General features: G+C 64.2%; 15 protein-coding genes. 12 read left to right on the top strand and 3 right to left on the bottom strand.

Annotation, left to right across the window (positions count from 1 at the left end; translation table 11 throughout):
- Positions 1-14: 14 nt before the first annotated feature.
- On the bottom strand, positions 15-467 hold the full coding sequence (locus N7E70_RS26410; protein ID WP_067967102.1) for a MerR family transcriptional regulator: 453 nt from the start codon (positions 465-467) through the stop codon (positions 15-17).
- Positions 468-908: 441 nt separating this feature from the next.
- Here N7E70_RS26410 and N7E70_RS26405 point away from each other — a divergent pair, with 441 nt between their 5' ends.
- From N7E70_RS26405 to N7E70_RS26355, 11 genes are all read left to right on the top strand, one after another.
- Complete coding sequence (locus N7E70_RS26405) at positions 909-4643, top strand: peptidoglycan-binding protein (RefSeq protein ID WP_263008077.1); 3735 nt, start codon at positions 909-911, stop codon at positions 4641-4643.
- A 176-nt stretch (positions 4644-4819) separates the two neighbouring features.
- Positions 4820-5746: a sulfite exporter TauE/SafE family protein gene (locus tag N7E70_RS26400; RefSeq protein WP_067963116.1), complete on the top strand. Its 927-nt coding sequence runs from the start codon at positions 4820-4822 to the stop codon at positions 5744-5746.
- Positions 5746-6528 carry a TIGR02186 family protein gene (locus N7E70_RS26395; protein WP_263008076.1) on the top strand — a complete coding sequence of 261 codons (783 nt, stop codon included), beginning with the start codon at positions 5746-5748 and terminating at the stop codon, positions 6526-6528. The genes N7E70_RS26400 and N7E70_RS26395 overlap by 1 nt, the downstream gene beginning before the upstream one ends.
- A gap of 349 nt (positions 6529-6877) precedes the next feature.
- Entirely contained in the window at positions 6878-8674 is a 1797-nt protein-coding gene (locus N7E70_RS26390) for an acyl-CoA dehydrogenase (RefSeq protein ID WP_263008075.1), read from the top strand.
- 63 nt (positions 8675-8737) lie between these two features.
- Positions 8738-9910 (top strand): acyl-CoA dehydrogenase family protein, encoded by a 1173-nt coding sequence (locus N7E70_RS26385; RefSeq protein WP_157097166.1) that lies wholly within the window; start codon positions 8738-8740, stop codon positions 9908-9910.
- Positions 9911-9941: 31 nt separating this feature from the next.
- Complete coding sequence (locus N7E70_RS26380) at positions 9942-11150, top strand: acetyl-CoA C-acetyltransferase (RefSeq protein ID WP_067965446.1); 1209 nt, start codon at positions 9942-9944, stop codon at positions 11148-11150.
- A 22-nt stretch (positions 11151-11172) separates the two neighbouring features.
- The gene (locus N7E70_RS26375; protein WP_067965441.1) at positions 11173-13392 is read left to right on the top strand and encodes a 3-hydroxyacyl-CoA dehydrogenase NAD-binding domain-containing protein; all 2220 of its coding nucleotides are present in this window, start codon (positions 11173-11175) and stop codon (positions 13390-13392) included.
- Between the two features lie 6 nt (positions 13393-13398).
- Positions 13399-13944 carry a thioesterase family protein gene (locus tag N7E70_RS26370; RefSeq protein WP_067965439.1) on the top strand — a complete coding sequence of 182 codons (546 nt, stop codon included), beginning with the start codon at positions 13399-13401 and terminating at the stop codon, positions 13942-13944.
- Between the two features lie 76 nt (positions 13945-14020).
- On the top strand, positions 14021-14326 hold the full coding sequence (locus tag N7E70_RS26365) for a hypothetical protein (protein ID WP_154387163.1): 306 nt from the start codon (positions 14021-14023) through the stop codon (positions 14324-14326).
- Between the two features lie 129 nt (positions 14327-14455).
- The gene (locus N7E70_RS26360) at positions 14456-15106 is read left to right on the top strand and encodes a S24 family peptidase (RefSeq protein ID WP_067967097.1); all 651 of its coding nucleotides are present in this window, start codon (positions 14456-14458) and stop codon (positions 15104-15106) included.
- A 1-nt stretch (position 15107) separates the two neighbouring features.
- Positions 15108-15911, top strand: coding sequence for a thermonuclease family protein (locus N7E70_RS26355; RefSeq protein WP_067965434.1), 804 nt, complete (start codon positions 15108-15110; stop codon positions 15909-15911).
- A 1-nt stretch (position 15912) separates the two neighbouring features.
- On the opposite strand, the gene N7E70_RS26350 is transcribed toward N7E70_RS26355, so the two are convergent.
- The gene (locus N7E70_RS26350; RefSeq protein ID WP_067965432.1) at positions 15913-16380 is read right to left on the bottom strand and encodes a GNAT family N-acetyltransferase; all 468 of its coding nucleotides are present in this window, start codon (positions 16378-16380) and stop codon (positions 15913-15915) included.
- Between the two features lies 1 nt (position 16381).
- Complete coding sequence (locus N7E70_RS26345) at positions 16382-18031, bottom strand: lysine--tRNA ligase (RefSeq protein WP_067965430.1); 1650 nt, start codon at positions 18029-18031, stop codon at positions 16382-16384.
- 156 nt (positions 18032-18187) lie between these two features.
- Between N7E70_RS26345 and N7E70_RS26340 the strand changes: the two genes are divergently transcribed.
- The gene (locus N7E70_RS26340; RefSeq protein ID WP_067965428.1) at positions 18188-18601 is read left to right on the top strand and encodes a tellurite resistance TerB family protein; all 414 of its coding nucleotides are present in this window, start codon (positions 18188-18190) and stop codon (positions 18599-18601) included.
- Positions 18602-18616: the final 15 nt, after the last annotated feature.

Raw genomic sequence — 18616 nt, 5'->3', positions numbered from 1 at the left:
ACGCAGTCGCCTTGTTAGCTGGCAGCACTTGCCTGCACGGCGGTGCGCTCAGCCAGGAGCTGGCGGACGACGGCCATGTGGTTGTTCAGTTCGCCGATCGCCTCATCGAGCAGCTGGCGCTGCTTCTGCAGGCGACCGAGCTGCTTGTCCGACTTGTCGAGCGTCAGGCGCAACTGCTTGGCGTTGGTGCCGGTCGGGTCGTAGAGGTCGATCATCTGCTTGACGTCGCGCAGCGAGAAGCCGACCTTCCTGCCGAGCAGGATAAGCTTCAGCCGGGCGCGGTCGCGGCGGGTGTAGAGGCGCGTCGCACCTTCGCGCTTGGGGTTGAGCAACCCCTTGTCTTCGTAAAAGCGCAAAGTACGGAGCGTTACGCCGTACTTCTTTGCCATTTCGCCGATGCGGACATAGTCCTCGCCGGAGAGATTGTTTTCATTGGCCGCAACATCGGCGACCGATACAAGTTTCATCATCTACTCTGCTATCCCCAATTGCGAGCAATGGCGGCAGGGCCGGCCGATGCTCTGATGGAAGCCGGAGGGGGCAAGGCTTCCGATCGTGGTTTCTACGTAAATGCTACAAAAAGACGGCGATCTGTACACGTCTTACGTTTACGTAAATGCTATAACGATCTGGCCTACCCTACGCAAGGGAAATCTGGCCGAACCGACCGCCAAGGCGGGAACACAACGTCGCACTTTCTTAAGCTTGGTTAAGAGCTTGTTTACCACGTTGAGGGAAATGTAGCCGTGTCGGTTTCCCCCGTGGTCATCATGTACCGAATTGTTCACGGTTTCGGAAGGCGGCGAAATGCCCGAGGAGCCAAAACCCGCGGCAAATCGCAGCCTCCGTCCCGGCAAGGCTTGAGACTTCTGGTTCCGGCACCAGCACTCTGACCAACGGGCGATTCGATGAACAGCAAGCGGTCCTATCTCGATTCCCTCAATGACGGCAGGCAGCGCCGCCCGCTTGCCTCGCTCGACGAGCTCAATCGCTCGCTCGAAAATCTCGAGGCTCGGCTTGAGCGCCAGCGCAACGAGCAGCGCGATGCGCCTGCCGAACCGTATCGCGCGCCACAGCGCCAGGCGCCGCCTGCCGGCTACACGTCGCGCGGCGAATATGGCCGCACCGCACCCTATGAGCGCCCTTACCAGGCGATCGCCCGCGACATCGACCGCGCCCGCGGCCAGGAAGATGGCGTTGCCGCCGTCGGCAAGATCGCTGGCGAGCTCCGTGCCCTGCGCGAAGAGATGCGCCACCAGATGAGCACCGGGCTGCAGCGCGAATTCGACCTCTTGCGCAAGGACATCGATCGCGCCAGCCAGTCCGGCGCCGTCGGTTCGCAGGCCGTCGAGCTGGGCCTCGAGCTGGAGCGCCTGTCGGGGGCTATCCACACGCTCGCCGAACGCAGCGACGACAAAAGCGTCAACACGCTGCGCCTCGAACTCGAGCAGGTCCGCCGCTCGCTCGGCGAGCTGGCGCGCGAGGAGACCGTGCTTTCGGTCGACCGCCGCTGGGACGAGTTCGACCGCCGCTGGGACGCATTCGCCGACCGCATGTCGGAAGATGCTCGCCAGCGTCCCGAAGATCCGGCGCTTGCTGCCCTTGCCGGCCGCCTCGAACAGATCAACGACGCCGTCAACAACCTGCCCGAATCGCTGTCGCTGCTGTCGATCGAGGACAAGGTCCGCACGCTTGCGGGTGCGGTCGAGCAGTTCGTGCGCCAGCGCGACAGCCATGGCGACGAGATGTTCAGCCTGATCGACGAGCGCCTCGACGAAATCTCGCGCGCCATCGTCGCCTCGACGGTCGCCGCCCAGACGCCGCACTTCAACCCCGAGCCGTTCGAGCGGATCGAGGTGCGCATTGCGGCCCTTGCCCATCAGATCGAAGAGATCACCGCGGAGCAGCCGACCGCCGAGATCATCGACCGCCTCAACACACTGTCCGAGCGTGTCGACGACATCGCGCAGCGCAGCGACATCCCCGAGCAGGCTGTCGAGCGTCTGACGCGGCAGATCTCGCTGATCGCCGACAAGATCGAGCGCACGCCCGCCGCACCTGACGCCGGCCTGATCTTCCAGGGCATCGAACAGCGCTTCGACGCCCTGGCCGACGTGTTCGAGCGCCGCCAGGGCGATGCCTTCGAACATGGCAACACATTGTTCCGTGACCTCGAGCGTCGCCTCGAAGACCTGGGCGAGCGCCTCGATCGCCAATCGGCACAGCCCGCCGCCGATCATTCCGGCATCATGGAAGCGATCGATGCGCGCTTCACCGCCTTCGCCCAGCGCCTCGAGACCAATCGCCCCGACCCGGCGAATGAACTGGCGATGCGCGGGCTCGAAGCCCGGCTGGACGACATCTCCAACCGTCTGGAAATCTCGGCGGCACAGGTGGCGAGTATCGACCCCGACCTGATCCGCGGTCTCGAAGCCCAGGTCAGCGAGCTGTCGAACCATCTGGCGCGGCCTGGCTCGCCGCTGCCCGAGTTCGCAGACGTCCGCCCGCGCCTCGAGGAAATCGAGCGCGCGATTTCTGGCAATCATCATGCGCTGGTCGAAGCAGCCCGCCAGGCCGCCGAGGACGCGGTGCGTTCCTTCTCCGGCTCGACCACCGAAATCGCCGCGGTGACCGGCCTTGCTCAGGACCTGAAGGCGCTCGAAGCGCTGACCCGTCGTTCCGACGAGCGCAACGGCAAGACCTTCGAAGCGATCCACGACACGCTGCTGAAGATCGTCGACCGGCTTGGCTCGATCGAGACCAGCGAAGCGCCGGCGCCTGTCGAAGCCCCGCCCGCTTCCGTCGCAGAACTGCTGTCGACCACCATGCTGTCGCCGGCGCCGAAGCTTTCACTCAGCGAAACGCCGTCGCTGCAGCCGGAAGCGCCGGCACCGCTGCCCGAGGCCAATCACACGTTCGGTCGTCGCGCCAGTGACAGGCCCGACGACGATCGCCCGGCGCGCAGCCCGGCCCAAGCCGCCGCCGAAGCCGCTGCGGCAGTTGCAGCCCTTGACGGTGTCCGCACCGAAAAGAAGGAGCAGAAGCCGGCCAGAACTTCGATGCTGAGTGGTCTCGCCCGCGCTTTCACCAGCAAGAAGGCCAAGCCGCAGCCGCCGGTCGTCGAAGCTGCCGAACCCGTCGTCGAGGCACCGGCGCCCGGCATGGCGCTCGACGCGCCGCTCGATCCCAAGATTGCCAACCGTCCGCTGGAACCCGGTTCGGGCGCGCCCGACCTCAACGCCATCATGCGCCGCGTCCGCGACGAACGTGGCGACACGGTGCGCCCCAACGAGCCCGACGCTTCGAAGTCCGACTTCATTGCCGCCGCTCGCCGTGCCGCCCAGGCCGCGGCCGCTGAGGCGGATGCGGCCAAGCGCCGTTCCGACCTCAAGGGCCCGGTGCGCGCGCTGCGGATCGGCGACCTGATCAAGTCGCGGCGCAAGTCGGTGCTGATGGCCGTCGGCGCCGTGATGCTGGCGCTCGCCGGCATGCAGCTCGGCAAGGCCTTTATCAGCGACCCGATCGAGACGGCAGGCGTCACCGTCGCTCCGGCGGCATCGCAACCGGTCCAGACGGCAGCCGTGGTGCCGGCAAAGCCGGTTGTGACAGCAGCTGCGCCTGTCCGCAATGTCGACAAGCCGGAGACGGCGAGCGCGACCGTCGCCGAGCCCGAGCAGATCGCCGACGTGTCGGTCGACCAGTTGCCCGCCGCTGCCGCGCTCGACAAGACCAGCACCCAGTCGATACCGGCACAGCCTGTAACCACCGAGACCATCAAGCCCTCCGTCACCCCGGCAGCCTTCATGCCCGAGGCCGTTGGACCGGAGGCGTTGCGCCAGGCAGCGAACGCCGGTGACGCCAAGGCGCTGTACGAGATGGGCTCGCGTTATGCCGAGGCGCGTGGCGCCAATGCCGACATGAAGGCAGCATCGCAGTGGTATGAAAAGGCCGCCGAGCTCGGCTTCGCGCCGGCACAATACCGCATCGGCAACATGTACGAGAAGGGCACCGGCGTCGAACGCGATGCCATCAAGGCTAAGACCTGGTACCAGCTCGCGGCTGCCCAGGGCAACGCCAGCGCCATGCACAATCTGGCGGTGCTGTTTGCCATGGGTGCCGACGGCACTGTCGACAACGACTCGGCCAATCGCTGGTTCACCAGCGCCGCCGAACTTGGCATCAAGGACAGCCAGTTCAATCTCGGCATCCTTGCTGCCAAGGGCGTCGGCATGAAGCAGAACCTCGAAGAATCCTATAAGTGGTTCGCCATTGTCGCCAAAGAGGGTGACAAGGATGCCGCAGCCAAGCGCGACGAGATCGCCAAGGCGCTCAGCCCCGAGCAGCTCAAGCGCGCCGAGGAGACGACGGCACTGTGGCAGCCCAAGCAGCTCGACGCGGCCGCCAATTCGGTCGTCGTGCCGGCTGCCTGGCAGGATGCACCGGCCGCCAACATCGACATGAAGCGGGCGGTGCAGAACATCCAGGCGATCCTCAACAAAAACGGCTACGAAGCCGGCAAGCCCGATGGCATGATGGGTCAGAAGACCAAGGACGCGATCATGGCCTTCCAGAAGGACAATGCGCTGGCGCCCACCGGCACTGTCGACGAGCCGCTGGTCGAGGCGCTCCTGGCGCGCAAATAGTTAGCCACAGCTGATATCAGGTGACCCGCCTTTACCGGCGGGTTAACTGATTGAGTTATTTTTCGTTTTGTGTCCGGTGAAGTTTGACTTCGCCGCAATGTCGGCGCAAGTACCCGGTAGCCAACAAGCTCCCAGGGATGGGCGTCGGCAACAATTCGATTTGCAGAGTCTGACGGGTGGGCATTTATCTCCCGATTGCTGAGATGTCGGTCAATGTGTTCGTGCTCCTGGCGATGGGTGCGGCGGTCGGCTTTCTGTCTGGTATGTTCGGGGTCGGCGGCGGTTTCCTGATCACGCCGCTTCTGATCTTCTACAACATCCCGCCCGCCATCGCTGTCGCCACCGGCGCCAACCAGGTCATCGCCTCGTCCTTTTCAGGTGCGCTTGCCCATCTCAAGCGCGGCACGCTCGACTTCAAGCTCGGCACGGTGCTTTTGATCGGCGGCATCGCAGGTTCCGCCGCCGGCGGCTTCGTCTTTGCGCTGCTGCGCGCCATAGGCCAGCTCGACCTGTTCATCTCACTGCTCTACGTCGTCTTCTTGGGCACCGTCGGCGGGCTGATGCTGATCGAAAGCGTCAATGCGCTGCGGCTCACCAAGGGCGGCGTGCCGCCGGCCCTAAAGAAGTCGGGCCAGCACAACTGGATCCACCGCCTGCCCTTCAAGATGCGCTTCCGCACCTCGAAGCTGTTCGTCTCGGTCATCCCGGTGCTCGGCATCGGCGCCGGCATCGGCTTCCTCTCCGCCATCATGGGCGTCGGCGGCGGCTTCATCATGGTGCCGGCGCTGATCTACCTGCTCAAGGTGCCGACCAATGTCGTCGTAGGCACCTCGCTGTTCCAGATCGTCGTCGTCTCGGCCTTCACCACCTTGGTGCACTCCTCGACCAACCAGACCGTCGACATCATCCTGGCGCTGGTCCTGATGGTCGGCGGCGTTGCCGGCGCCCAATACGGCGCCAAGGCCGGCCAGAAGCTGCGCGGCGAACAGCTGCGCGCGCTGCTCGCACTGCTGGTGCTGGCGGTCGCCTTGCGCCTCGGCTTCGACCTGTTCGTCAAGCCGCAGAACCTCTATTCGCTGACCGGCGTGAGCGGGCTGTTGTGATGCGGGTCGCGGCATATCTCGCAGCCCTGATGCTCGCGGCAGCGGGGCCAGTGCGCGCCCAGGAGCCGGCGCATCCCGAAAGCATCCAGATCGGGCTCTCGACCGACCGTGTCGCCATCACCGCCGACTTCGCCGGTGCCGACCTCACCATCTTCGGGGCGCTCGAAAACGCCGACCCGCTGATCAACCGCCAGGGCCGCTACGACGTCTATGTCGTGCTCGAGGGTCCGGCGCGGCCGGTGGTGGTGCGGCGCAAGAGCCGCGTGCTCGGCATGTGGATCAACACCCAGTCCGAGACCTTCGTCAACGTGCCGATGTCCTATTCGGTGGCGACCACCCGCCAGCCGCAGGACATCACCGATCCCAACAACTACCGCCAGCTCTCACTGGGCGCCAACAACATCTACATGGAGCCCGAGGACAAGCGCGACAGCCCGCTGACCATCCAGGAGTTCACCGAGGCGCTGCGCGAGCGCAAGCTGGCGACCGGGCTCTACTCCGACAATATCGGCGGCGTGCAGTTCCTGTCGCAGAGCCTGTTCCGCGCCACGCTGCACCTTGCACCCAACGTGCCGGTCGGCACCCACAAGGCGCGTGCCTTCCTGTTTCGCAACGGCATCTTCATCAAGGAAACCTCGGCCCAGCTGGCCATCGTCAAGTCGGGCTTCGAGCAGACCATCTTTCGCTTCGCCACCGACCACGGCTTCGGCTACGGCCTCTTTGCCATCGGGCTGGCCATGCTCACCGGTTGGCTCGGCAGGATCATCTTCAGGAAGGACTGAAGGGGAGGCCAAGCTCTGTGCTTCCGCACGGTGGTCGCCGGCACTCGACGGCTGACTGGCTATCGCATCCTCATATCGGCAAGTCCGGCACCGGCGTTGTCACGGCGACATTGGCAAGGGCGGAAGCAGCCAAGCAGCAGGCGCCTGCGCCTTTCCGCCCGGCCAGCGCCTGCTCAGTGCTGACGACCTCCTAAAAAGCTCAAAACGCAAGGAAAATTTCGCCGAATTGCGGATTCGCAAAAATTGACGTTTACGCAAACGTCAATTTTTGCTAATCGCGGTTCGACAAGCGGTTCCCCGTCGCATACCGTCTGGCCGGAACCGGCTCACATTTGCTGGAGGAAGAGCAATGCCGACATTTCGCGCGCCGGTCCAAGACACACTTTTCGTGCTCAATGACGTGCTCGGCTACGAGCGCTACAGCAACCTCGCCGGCTTCTCCGACGCCAGCCCGGACGTGCTGGAGGCGATCCTCGCAGAGGGCGCCAAGCTCGCCGAAAACGTCATGCATCCGCTCAACCGCGTTGGCGACATGGAGGGCTGCGTCCGCAACGACGATGGCTCGGTGACGACGCCCAAGGGCTTCAAGGAAGCCTTTGACCAGTATCGCGAAGGCGGCTGGATGGGGCTGGCCGTACCAGTCGAGCACGGCGGGCAGGGCCTTCCCTACACTGTTCATTCAGCTGTCGGCGAATACATGTCGGCCGCCAACATGGCGCTGATGATGTATCCCGGCCTGACGCAAGGCGCGATGGCCGCGATCCTCGTCCATGGTTCGGACGAGCAGAAGGCGACCTGGCTGCCGAAGATGGTCGAGGGCACCTGGACCGGCACCATGAACCTGACCGAGCCGCATTGCGGCACTGATCTCGGCCTCCTCCGCTCCAAGGCCGTGCCGAATGGCGACGGCTCATATCGGATCTCCGGCCAGAAGATCTTCATCTCGGCCGGCGAGCACGACATGTCCGAGAACATCATCCATCTGGTGCTGGCCCGTATCGAGGGCGCGCCGGAAGGCGTGAAGGGCATCTCGCTGTTCATCGTGCCGAAATTCAAGCTCGACGCTTCGGGTAACCCCGCCGCGCGCAACACCGTTTCTTGCGGCTCGATCGAGGAGAAGATGGGCATCCACGGCAACTCGACCTGCGTCATGAATTATGACGGGGCCGAGGGTTTCCTGATCGGCGAGGCCAATGGCGGCCTGAAGGCGATGTTCACGATGATGAACGAGGCGCGCCTCGGCGTCGGCCTGCAGGGCCTGGCGGTTTCCGAAATTGCCTATCAGAACGCCGTCGCCTATGCCAAGGACCGCATCCAGGGCCGCTCGCTGACCGGGCCGAAGGCGCCTGACAAGAAGGCCGATCCGATCATCGTCCACCCCGACATCCGCCGCAAGCTGATGACCATGAAGGCCTTCAACGAGGCCGGCCGGGCACTGGTGCTGTGGACCGCCATCAATTCCGACGTCGCCCACCGTTCCGAGGACGGCGCCGAGCGCCAGGCTGCCGACGACCACATGGGTCTGATGACCCCGATCGTGAAGGGTGTGCTGACCGACAAGGGCTTCGAGCATGCCGTGATGGCGCAGCAGGTTTTCGGCGGCCACGGCTACATCGAGGAGCATGGCATGAGCCAGTTCGTGCGCGATGCCCGCATCGCCATGATCTATGAGGGCGCCAACGGCGTGCAGGCGCTCGACCTCGTCGGCCGCAAGCTCGGCCTCAATGGCGGCCGCGCCGTGCAGGCCTTCTTCAAGGAAGTCGGCGAGTTCTGCGAGGCCAATCGCGGTGACGAGCAGATGGCGCCCTACACCAAGGCGCTGAAGAAGGGCCTTAACGACCTGCAGGCAGCGACCATGTGGCTGGTGCAGAACGGCATGGCCAATCCGGACAATGCCGGTGCCGCCTCGACCGACTATATGCATCTCTTCGGCCTCGTCGCGCTTGGCTACATGTGGGGTCGGATGGTCAAGTCGGCGCAGGACAAGCTGGCAACAGGCGCCAATGGTTCGGCTGATTTCTACGAAACCAAGCTGGTGACGGGGCGCTACTTCATGGAGCGCGTCATGCCCGAGACCTCGGCGCATCTCGCGCGCCTGTCGACCGGTTCGGCGACGATGATGGCGCTCGCCGCGGAGGCGTTCTGATCGAAGACCTGGCGGCCGTTCGCGGCCGCCTCGCAATTGCGGCGTCGAAACGCGGAGGAGATCGTGGCGACAATTCCTGCAGATGTTCTGGGGCTCCCGAAGCCCGCCTGGGCCGCGGACGACGTGGCGATGCTCTACGACATGGCACACCGCTTCATGTCGGAAGAGATCCTTCCGCATTATGACGGCTACGAGAAGAACGAGATCGTCGACCGTGCCGCCTGGGAAAAGGCCGGTGCTGCTGGCCTGCTCTGCGCCTCGATTCCCGAGGAATATGGCGGTTCGGGCGGCACCTTCGCCCATGAGAGCGCGATCATCGAGGCGATCGGCCATGTCGGCGTCGACGGTTTCGGCATCGCCCTGCACAATGCCATCGTCGCCCCCTATATCCTTCACTATGGCTCCGAAGAGCAGAAGAAGAAGTGGCTGCCCAAGATGGCGACCGGCGAGTTGATCGGCGCCATCGCCATGACCGAACCGGGTGCCGGCTCCGATCTGCAGGGTGTGAAGACGCGCGCCGAAAAGGACGGCAACCAGTACCGGATCAACGGCTCCAAAACCTTCATCACCAACGGCCAGCTGGCGAACCTGGTCATCGTGGTGACCAAGACCGACCCGTCCAAGGGCGCCAAGGGAACCTCGCTGATCGTCGTCGAGACCGACGAGGTCGACGGTTTCGAGCGCGGCCGCAACCTCGACAAGATCGGGCTCAAGGCCAATGACACTTCGGAGCTGTTCTTCAACGACGTGCGCGTGCCGACATCCAACCTGCTCGGGCAGGAAGAGGGGCAGGGTTTCGTTCAACTGATGCAACAGCTGCCGCAGGAGCGGCTGGAAATCGGCACCGGCGCGATTGCCATGATCGAGCGCGCGCTGGCCGTGACCATCGACTACGTCAAGGACCGCAAGGCCTTCGGCAAGGCGATCCTGGATTTCCAGAACACCCAGTTCAAGCTGGCCGAACTCAAGACCGAGGCGACCATCGGCAGGGTTTTCTACAACGACTGCGTCGCCCGTCACATTTCCGGCGGGCTCGATCCGGTAACTGCTTCGATGGCCAAGTATTGGCTGTCCGACCTGCAGTGCAAGATCGTCGATGAGTGCCTGCAATTGTTTGGCGGCTATGGTTATATGAACGAATACCCGATCGCCCGCATGTATCGCGACGCCCGCGTGCAGCGCATCTATGGTGGTACGAACGAGATCATGAAGTTGCTGATCGCGCGCTCGCTCTGAGCAGCCGATCCGGAAACCAAGGAGCAAGAAAATGGCTGACGCTTTTGTCTATGACGCCGTGCGCACGCCGCGCGGCAAGGGCAAGAAGGATGGATCGCTGCATGAGGTTCCGGCGGTGCGCCTCGGCGCCAAGGTGCTGGAAGCGCTGCGCGACCGCAACGGCTTCGACACGGCAGAAGTCGACGACATCATCTTCGGCTGCGTCGATCCCGTCGGCGAAGCCGGTTCGGTGATCCCGCGCTCGGCCGCCTTCGAGGCCGGCTACGACAACAAGGCGCCGGGCATGCAGATCTCGCGCTTCTGCGCCTCCGGCCTCGACGCCATCAACTTCGGCGCTGCGAAGATCGCGCAGGGTGCCGACGAGATCGTGATCGCCGGCGGCGTGGAATCGATGTCGCGCGTCGGCATGGGCATGTCGGGCGGCGCCTGGTTCATGGATCCCTCGGTCGGCATGCCGGCCTGGTTCATGCCGCAAGGCGTATCGGCCGATCTGATCGCCACCAAATATGGTTTCTCGCGCGACGACGTCGACGCCTATGCCGTCGAGAGCCAGAAGCGCGCCGCCAAGGCCTGGGAGAAGGGCTACTTCAAGAAGTCGGTGGTTCCGGTGAAAGACCAGAACGGCCTCACCATCCTCGCCCATGACGAGCACATGCGCCCGACCACCGACATGCAGTCGCTCGGCCAGCTGCAGCCTTCCTTCGTCATCCCCGGCGAGATGGGCGGCTTCGACGCGGTCGCCGTGCAGCGTTATCCCGAGCTCGAAGAGGTCAACCACGTCCACCATGCCGGCAATTCGTCCGGCATCGTCGACGGTGCGGCGGCCGTCCTGCTCGGCTCTAAGAAGGCCGGCAAGACGATGGGCCTCAAGCCGCGCGCCCGCATTCGCGCCTTCTCCAACATCGGCTCCGAGCCGGCGATGATGCTGACCGGTCCGGTCGACGTCACCGAGAAGCTGCTCAAGCGCGCCAAGATGAAGATCTCCGACATCGACTTGTTCGAGCTCAACGAGGCCTTCGCCTCGGTGGTGCTGCGCTACATGCAGGCCTTCGAGATCCCGCACGACAGGATCAACGTCAATGGCGGCGCGATCGCCATGGGACACCCGTTGGGGGCCACCGGGGCGATGATCTTCGGCACTGTACTCGACGAACTGGAGCGCCGGGACCTCAACACCGCGCTGGTGACGTTGTGCATCGGCGCCGGCATGGGCACCGCAACGATCATCGAACGCGTTTGATTTCGGCCGGAAGGAGACAGACATGACCTATACCAACTTCACGGTCGAAACCGATGCCGATGGCATCGCGCTCGTCACCTGGAACATGCCCGACCGCTCGATGAACGTCTTCACCGAAGAGGTGATGGGCGAGCTCGACAAGATCATCGACCAGGTCGTCGCCGACGCCGGCATCAAGGGCGCCGTCATCACCTCGGGCAAGGAGACCTTCTCCGGCGGTGCCGACCTCACCATGCTGCAGAAGATGCTCGGCATCTATGCCAAGGAGAAGTCCAAGGATCCGGAAAAGGCAGCCAGGCTCCTGTTCGACAATGCCGGCCGCATGGGCGCGTTGTGGCGCAAGCTCGAAACCTGCGGCAAGCCGTGGGTGTCGGCGATCAACGGCACCTGCATGGGCGGCGCATTTGAATTGTCCCTGGCTTGCCACGGCCGCGTCGCGGCTGACTCGGACAAGGTCAAGATGGCCCTGCCGGAAGTGAAGGTCGGTATCTTCCCGGGCGCCGGCGGCACCCAGCGCGTGCCGAGGCTTGCCGACCCGCAGTCGGCGCTGCAGATGCTGACCTCGGGCCAGACGCTGTCGCCGCAGAAGGCGAAGGGCATGAATCTGATCCACGAGATCGCCGAGCCGAAGAAGCTGATCGAGACCGCCAAGGCGATGATCAGGAATGGCCTGAAGCCGGTCCAACCCTGGGACGAGAAGGGCTTCAAGCTGCCCGGCGGTCCCGTCTATTCTGCCGCAGGCGCCAATCTCTGGCCGCCGGCAATCGCCATCCTGCGCCGCGAGACCTATGGCAACTATCCGGCTGCGACAGCGATCCTGAAATGCGTCTATGAAGGCCTTTTGGTGCCGTTCGACACCGGCCTGCGGATAGAGCAGCGCTACTTCACCGAGATCATGCAGACCAGGGAAGCGGCAGCGATGATCCGCTCGCTGTTCGTGTCGCTGCAGGAGCTGAACAAGGGCGCTCGCCGTCCCGAAGGCATCGCCGATACCAAGTTCAAAAAGATCGGCATCATCGGCGCCGGCTTCATGGGGGCGGGCATCGCCTTTGTCACCGCCAAGGCCGGCATCCCGGTGGTGCTCGTCGACCGCGACCAGGAAGCGGCCGACAAGGGCAAGGCGCACTCCGACAGCCTGATCTCCGACCAGGTCAAGAAGGGGCGGGCCAAGCCGGAGGAGCGCGAGAAGCTCCTGTCGCTGATCACGCCGAGCGCCGACTATGCCGACCTCGCCGGCTGCGACCTTGTGGTCGAGGCGGTCTTCGAGGATTCGGAAGTCAAGAAGGCGACGACCGAGAAGGCGGAAGCCGTGCTCAAGTCGTCGGCGGTGTTTGCCTCCAACACCTCGACCATACCGATCACCTCGCTTGGCAAGAACTCGGTTAGGCCGAAGAACTTCATCGGCATCCACTTCTTCTCGCCGGTCGACAAGATGATGCTGGTCGAGATCATCATGGGCAAGAAGACCGGCGACAAGGCGCTTGCGGTGGCGATGGACTTCGTCCGCGCCATCAAGAAGACGCCGATCGTCGTCAACGACACGCGTGGCTTCTACGTCAACCGCTGCGTGCTGCGCTACATGTCGGAAGCCTTCAAGATGCTGATCGAAGGCGTGCCGGCAGCGATGATCGAGAACGCCGCCAAGGCTGCCGGCATGCCGGTCGGCCCGCTGGCGCTGACCGACGAGACCGCCGTCGACCTCGCCCAGAAGATCATGAAACAGACCATCCGGGACCTCGGCGAGAAGGCCGTCGATCCACGCCAGATGGCGCTGATCAACACCATGGTCGACAGCCATGGTCGCCTCGGCCGCAAGAACACCAAGGGCTTCTACGATTACCCGGCAAAACCGGCGAAGAAGAAGCTGTGGCCCGGCCTCAAGGACCTCTATCCGCAGCTTGCTCCGGAGAAGGTCGATGTCGAGGAGATCAAGCAGCGCCTGCTGTCGGTCATCGCGCTCGAAGCCGTGCGCGTGATGGAGGAGGGCATCGTCACCGACCCGCGCGAGGCGGATGTCGGCTCGATCCTCGCCTTCGGCTTCGCGCCCTACACCGGCGGTGCGCTGTCCTACATCGACGGCATCGGTGCCAAGAAGTTCGTCAAGATCGCCAAGGACCTGCAGAAGAAGTACGGCGCCGAGTTCAAGGCGCCCAAGCTGCTGGTCGACATGGCCGAGAAGGGCGAGACCTTCTACCAGCGCTTCGATCCTTACGCGAAGGCAGAGGAAAAGAAGGCGGCCTGACGCAGCATGTACGTCTGGGCAAGACTGGCACGCATGGCCGCGACGAAATCTCGTCGCGGCCCTTACCGTTTTGGCGATGAGGGCCGGCTGTCGTTCCGCTGCCTGCCGACCGACATCGACTTCAACATGCATCTCAACAATGCGCGCTACATGATGCTGGCCGATGTCGGTCGCATCGACATCTTCATGCGCTCGGGCCTGATCGAGCTCGCCCGCAAGCGTGGCTGGGCACCGATGCTGGGTGGCCTGCAGACGGTGTTCGTGCGCGAAATCAGGTTGTGGAAGCGCTTCGACGTCGTCTCCTCAATCGAGACCTGGAGCGGCTCCGAGGTGATCGGCAAGCACCGCTTCGTGCTCGAAAACGGCGAGACAGCGGCGCTGATCATGACCAGCGCCGGTGTCTACGACCGGGCCAACCGCCGCTTCGTGCTGATCGACGATCTGGTGCGCGAGCTCGGCGCCGACATCACCCCGCGTGACGCCAGCGAGGAGGAGAGCATCTTCATCGCCTCGCACAAGGGCCTGCGCACGCTGGCGAAGTCGAAGGACTGATGCCGCTTCTGGCGGCGGGTGGAGAGTGCTAAAATAGCGAGACCTGAACGATTGTGCATTGGGAGGAGTGTTCGCCATGCGCATGATGCTGAAGGTCTCAATCCCCACCGAAGACGGCAACAGGGCGATCAAGGACGGCTCGCTGCCCCAGGCCATTGAACGCGTCATGGCCGACCTCACGCCGGAGGCAGCCTATTTCACTGCCGAGGCCGGGCGCCGCACGGCGTTCATCTTCCTCGATGTGGCCCATTCGTCCGACATGCCGCTGGTCGCGGAACGCTTCTTCTTCGGCTTCAACGCCAACGTCGACATGATCCCCGTGATGAATGCCGACGACTTGAGGAAGGGCCTGCCCGCGGCGATGGCCGCGCTGGCAGGCTGATCCCTTTCATCAGCGGCAGCGTGCAGACCTGCGACGCGGTCACTCTGGCTGTCCGCATTGGCGGTGGACAACGGCGACAGGCGTGGTTAAATGCCGAAAGGTATTTTTTCCTGTCCGAAGGAGAGCGCCATGCTCTCGCATGAACGTGTCTGGGCCGCGATCGACGCTCTCGCCGAGCGTTATTCGCTTTCGGCGTCGGGCCTCGCCAAGAAGGCCGGGCTCGACTCGACGGCGTTCAACAAATCCAAGCGCCAGTCCGTCGATGGGCGGCCGCGCTGGCCGTCGACGGAGTCGCTGGCCAAGATCATCGAGGCCACCAATTCCTCGCTCGAGGAGTTCCTGGGTTTTGTCGAACCGGTGCGAACGGTCAGCAGGGCCAAGGGACGGGAACGGGCGGCCGGCGTGCCGCTGCTCGGCTTCGCGCAGGCCGGCGCCGGCGGCTTTTTCGACGATGCCGGTTTTCCGGCAGGGCAGGGCTGGGACCTCATCGAGATTCCGGCGCGCGCCACCGAAAGCTCCTACGCGCTCGAGGTCCAGGGCGACTCGATGTTGCCGCTCTACCGCAATGGCGACGTCCTGATCGTCGAGCCTGGGGCCGTGGTGCGCAAAGGCGACCGCGTGGTGGTCAAGACGATCTCGGGCGAGGTCATGGCCAAGGTGCTGGAGCGCCAGACGCAAGGCATCATCGAACTGGTCTCGCTCAATCCCGAGCATCCGATCAGGCGTTTTCAGGCCCATGAGGTCGAATGGGTGGCGCGCATCGTGTGGGCGAGCCAGTAAGGTGCGTCCGGCAGCCATAGCAGTCGCCGCCGCGGGGTTCGGCATCGCGGCTTTGCTCGTCACCATGGGCGGGCACAGGCTCGCGGCGATCGAGGCGCCCGAGATCGACGTGATCGACGAAAGCGACCTGCCTGACATGCCGCCGCCGGAAGAGGGTAGCACGTCGGCGGTCGAGCCGGAGGCGCTCGATGCCGAGGCTGCGTCGAGACCGGTGGCGCCTGAAGACATCGCCCCGCCGCCGCTCGAGCAGGGCGATCTTGTGCGCGAAGCACCGCGCCCGCCATTGAGCGAACTCAGCCTGGCGTTGCCGCCCAAGCCCAAGATGCCCGACGATTGGGACGGCACAACACTGTTCCAGCCGGTAGCGTCGGCTTCAGGCCTGATCGAGGCCAAAGGTTTCAGTGTGGCGATTGCGGGGGTGACCCCCGTCGATGTCGGCGAAAACTGCAGCTATGAGGGTAAGGAGTGGAACTGCGGAACGCGGGCGCGCACGGCGTTTCGCAGCTTTCTGCGCTCCCGCGCCGTGGTCTGCGATGTGCCGCCTCAGTCCGAGCGCGGCGTGATCGTTGCCCGCTGCCGCATTGGCAAGCAGGACGTCGGCGAATGGCTGGTCGCCAATGGCTGGGCCAAAGCCGAGGCCGGTGGTCCCTATGTCGAGGCGGGCAAGAAGGCCGAGGCCGAGAAGAAGGGCATCTACGGGCCGGTACCGACGCGCATCGAGATGACGCTCACGCCCGTGGGGACGAGCCTGCCCGCGGTCGAGCCGCCACCATCCGAGCCGGCCGTCGAAGAGCCGGCGCAATAATTCAGGCGCTTTCGGGCAACCGCTCCAGATAGAGGTCGAATTCGTCGCGATGGGTTTCGACGAAGCCGTGGCGCTCGTAAAAGCGCCGGGCGTCGCTGCCGCGCAACACGTCGAGGCGGATTGGCTTGGCACTCTCATTGGCCTCGCCCAACAGCTGTCGCAATATGGCGCCGCCGACACCACGCCCCTGCGCTTGCGGCACGAGATAGAAGTGCTCGAGCAACAACGCGCCATCTTGTGGGCCAAAGGCGACGCAGCCTATCAGCTGTCCGGCCGGGTCCAGGATCAGGCGCGTATGCTCGGGGCGGAACGACGCGCGAAAGCGGGCACGCGCCCGCTCTGGATCGAAGCGGCCGATGCGCTCCAGGCTCGGCCGCATTGCATGCAATCTAATCTCGAACAAGCGTTCGAAATCAGCCTCGCGGGCTGGCACCAGGCTGAACGCAGCGGCCGCGCCGGCTGGTGGCACGTCAGGCCGCCAACTTGCCTTCCAGCGCCTTGGTGATCAGCGCCCGGGTTTCGGCGATGCCGTAAAGGGCTGCGAACGAGCCGAAGCGGGGACCGCGTTCCTGGCCGATCAGCACCTGGTAGATCATCTGGAAGAAGGCGCCGGACACGCCGGGGCCACCCTCCGGACTCTTCTTGCTGTGGTCCTGGTAGCGCTCGATCTGGCGCGCGACGTTAAGCGAGGCATTCTGGATGGCTTCGCCGTCAGCACCCGCGGGCAGGTCGGCAAGCGCCTTTTCCAGCGCTTCCAGTGCCGCCCGCTCGACCTCGTCGGCCGGCCGGAAGGTCTTGGTCGGCTTCACGAAATCGTCGAAGTAGCGGACGGCATAGCCGGTCAGCTTGTCGAGCTCGGGATGCGTCTCGGGCGTCACGCCGGGCGCATGGCGCGAGATGAAGCCCCACAGAACTGCCTTGTCATGCGCGTTGGAGGCGCTGACCAGGTTGAGCAGCATCGAGAACGGCACCGGCATGTCGACAACGGGCGGGTTGCCGTCATGCATGTGCCAGACAGGATTGCCCAGCCGTTCCTTCCATTCCTGTCGCGGATACGCGGAGAGGAAGGTGTAGTACTCGTCGACGGCGCGCGGGATGACGTCGAAATAGAGTTTCTTGGCCTGGCGCGGGCGCTGGTACATGTAGAGCCCAAGGCTTTCGGTCGGCGCGTAGGTCAGCCACTCGTCGATGGTGAGGCCGTTGCCCTTCGACTTCGAGATCTTCTGGCCGTTCTCGTCGAGGAACAGTTCGTAGACGAAGTGCTCCGGCGCGTGCCCGCCCAATAGGTTGCAGATGCGGTCGTAGATGACGGCATTGGTCTGGTGATCCTTGCCGAACATTTCGAAGTCGACGCCGAGCGCTGCCCAGCGCATGCCGAAGTCCGGCTTCCACTGCAGCTTGACCTTGCCGCCGGTGACCTCAAGCGTGGTTTCGGTGCCTTCGTCGTCGAAGGTGATGGTGCCGGCCTTGGCGTCGACATGCTTCATCGGCACGTAGAGCACGCGGCCGCTCTTGGGCGAAATCGGCAGGAACGGGCTGTATGTCGCCTGGCGCTCTTCGCCCAGCGTCGGCAGCATCACCGCCATGATCTGGTCGTAGCGCTCGGCGGCGCGCAGCAGCATCGCGTCGAACTTGCCGGCCTTGTAATACTCGGTCGCACTGGCGAACTCGTACTCGAAGCCGAAGGTGTCGAGGAAGCGGCAGAGCATGGCGTTGTTGTGGTCGCCGAAGCTGGCGTAGTCGCCGCCGAAAGGATTGGGCACCGCCGTGAGCGGCTTGTGCAGGTGCGGTTCGAGGAAGGCGCGGTCCGGCACGTTGTCGGGGATCTTGCGCATGCCGTCCATGTCGTCGGAGAAGCACAGCAGCTTCGTCTTGACCTTGCCTTCGGTCAGCACATGGAAGGCGTGGCGTACCATGGTGGTGCGCGCCACTTCACCGAAGGTGCCGATATGCGGCAGGCCGGATGGGCCGTAGCCGGTCTCGAACAGGACGATCTCGGGAAATTCTTTGCCTTTGTAGCGCTCGACGATCTTTTTGGCCTCTTCGAACGGCCAGGCTTTGCTTTCAGCCGCTGCCGCGAGGAGTTCGGGGTTGAGATCGATGGTGTTTGATCTCGTCATGTCGAGAGCCCTTTGATTGTTGGGCGGAGTTTCCGCCGAAGACGGCCATGCTCTATGCGCGCATGCCGCGGGCGTCAACGATTCCGGCCATTTTTCGTTGCAGTGACGGGGTTGCGTTCCTAAGTTCGGGCGAGATTCAACACTTTGGAGACCTCCATGCCCTTGCCGACTGCCCACGAGGCGCTGATCTATCTGATGGTCATCACCTCAGCTTCCGACCGCGACATGACCGATGTCGAGCTGGCGCGGATCGGCGAGGTGGTCAAGTCCTGGCCCGTCTTCATGGACTTCGACCAGAAGCGGCTGATCGGCGTGGCACAGGACTGCCAGGAGCTGCTGCACGAGGAGCCGGGGCTGGAAGGCGTGCTCGAACTCGCCCGCCGGGCAATTCCGGAGCGGCTACATGACACGGCCTATGCGGCGGCCTTCGAGGTGGCTTCAGTCGATCTCGAAATGCGGATGGAGGAGGTGCGCATCCTGCAGCGCCTGCGCCATCACCTGAGCGTCGACGCGCTGACTGTCGCTGCAATCGAGCGCGCCACCAAGGCCCGCCACCGCTCCCTGACCTGAGCCGGTCGAGCCTTG

Origin of the sequence: Aminobacter sp. NyZ550, from assembly GCF_025628925.2 — a bacterium.
Taxonomy (GTDB): Bacteria; Pseudomonadota; Alphaproteobacteria; order Rhizobiales; family Rhizobiaceae; genus Aminobacter; species Aminobacter ciceronei.
The sequence above is the reverse complement of the archived record's forward strand: the minus strand, read 5'-3'. Positions and strand labels throughout refer to the sequence as shown.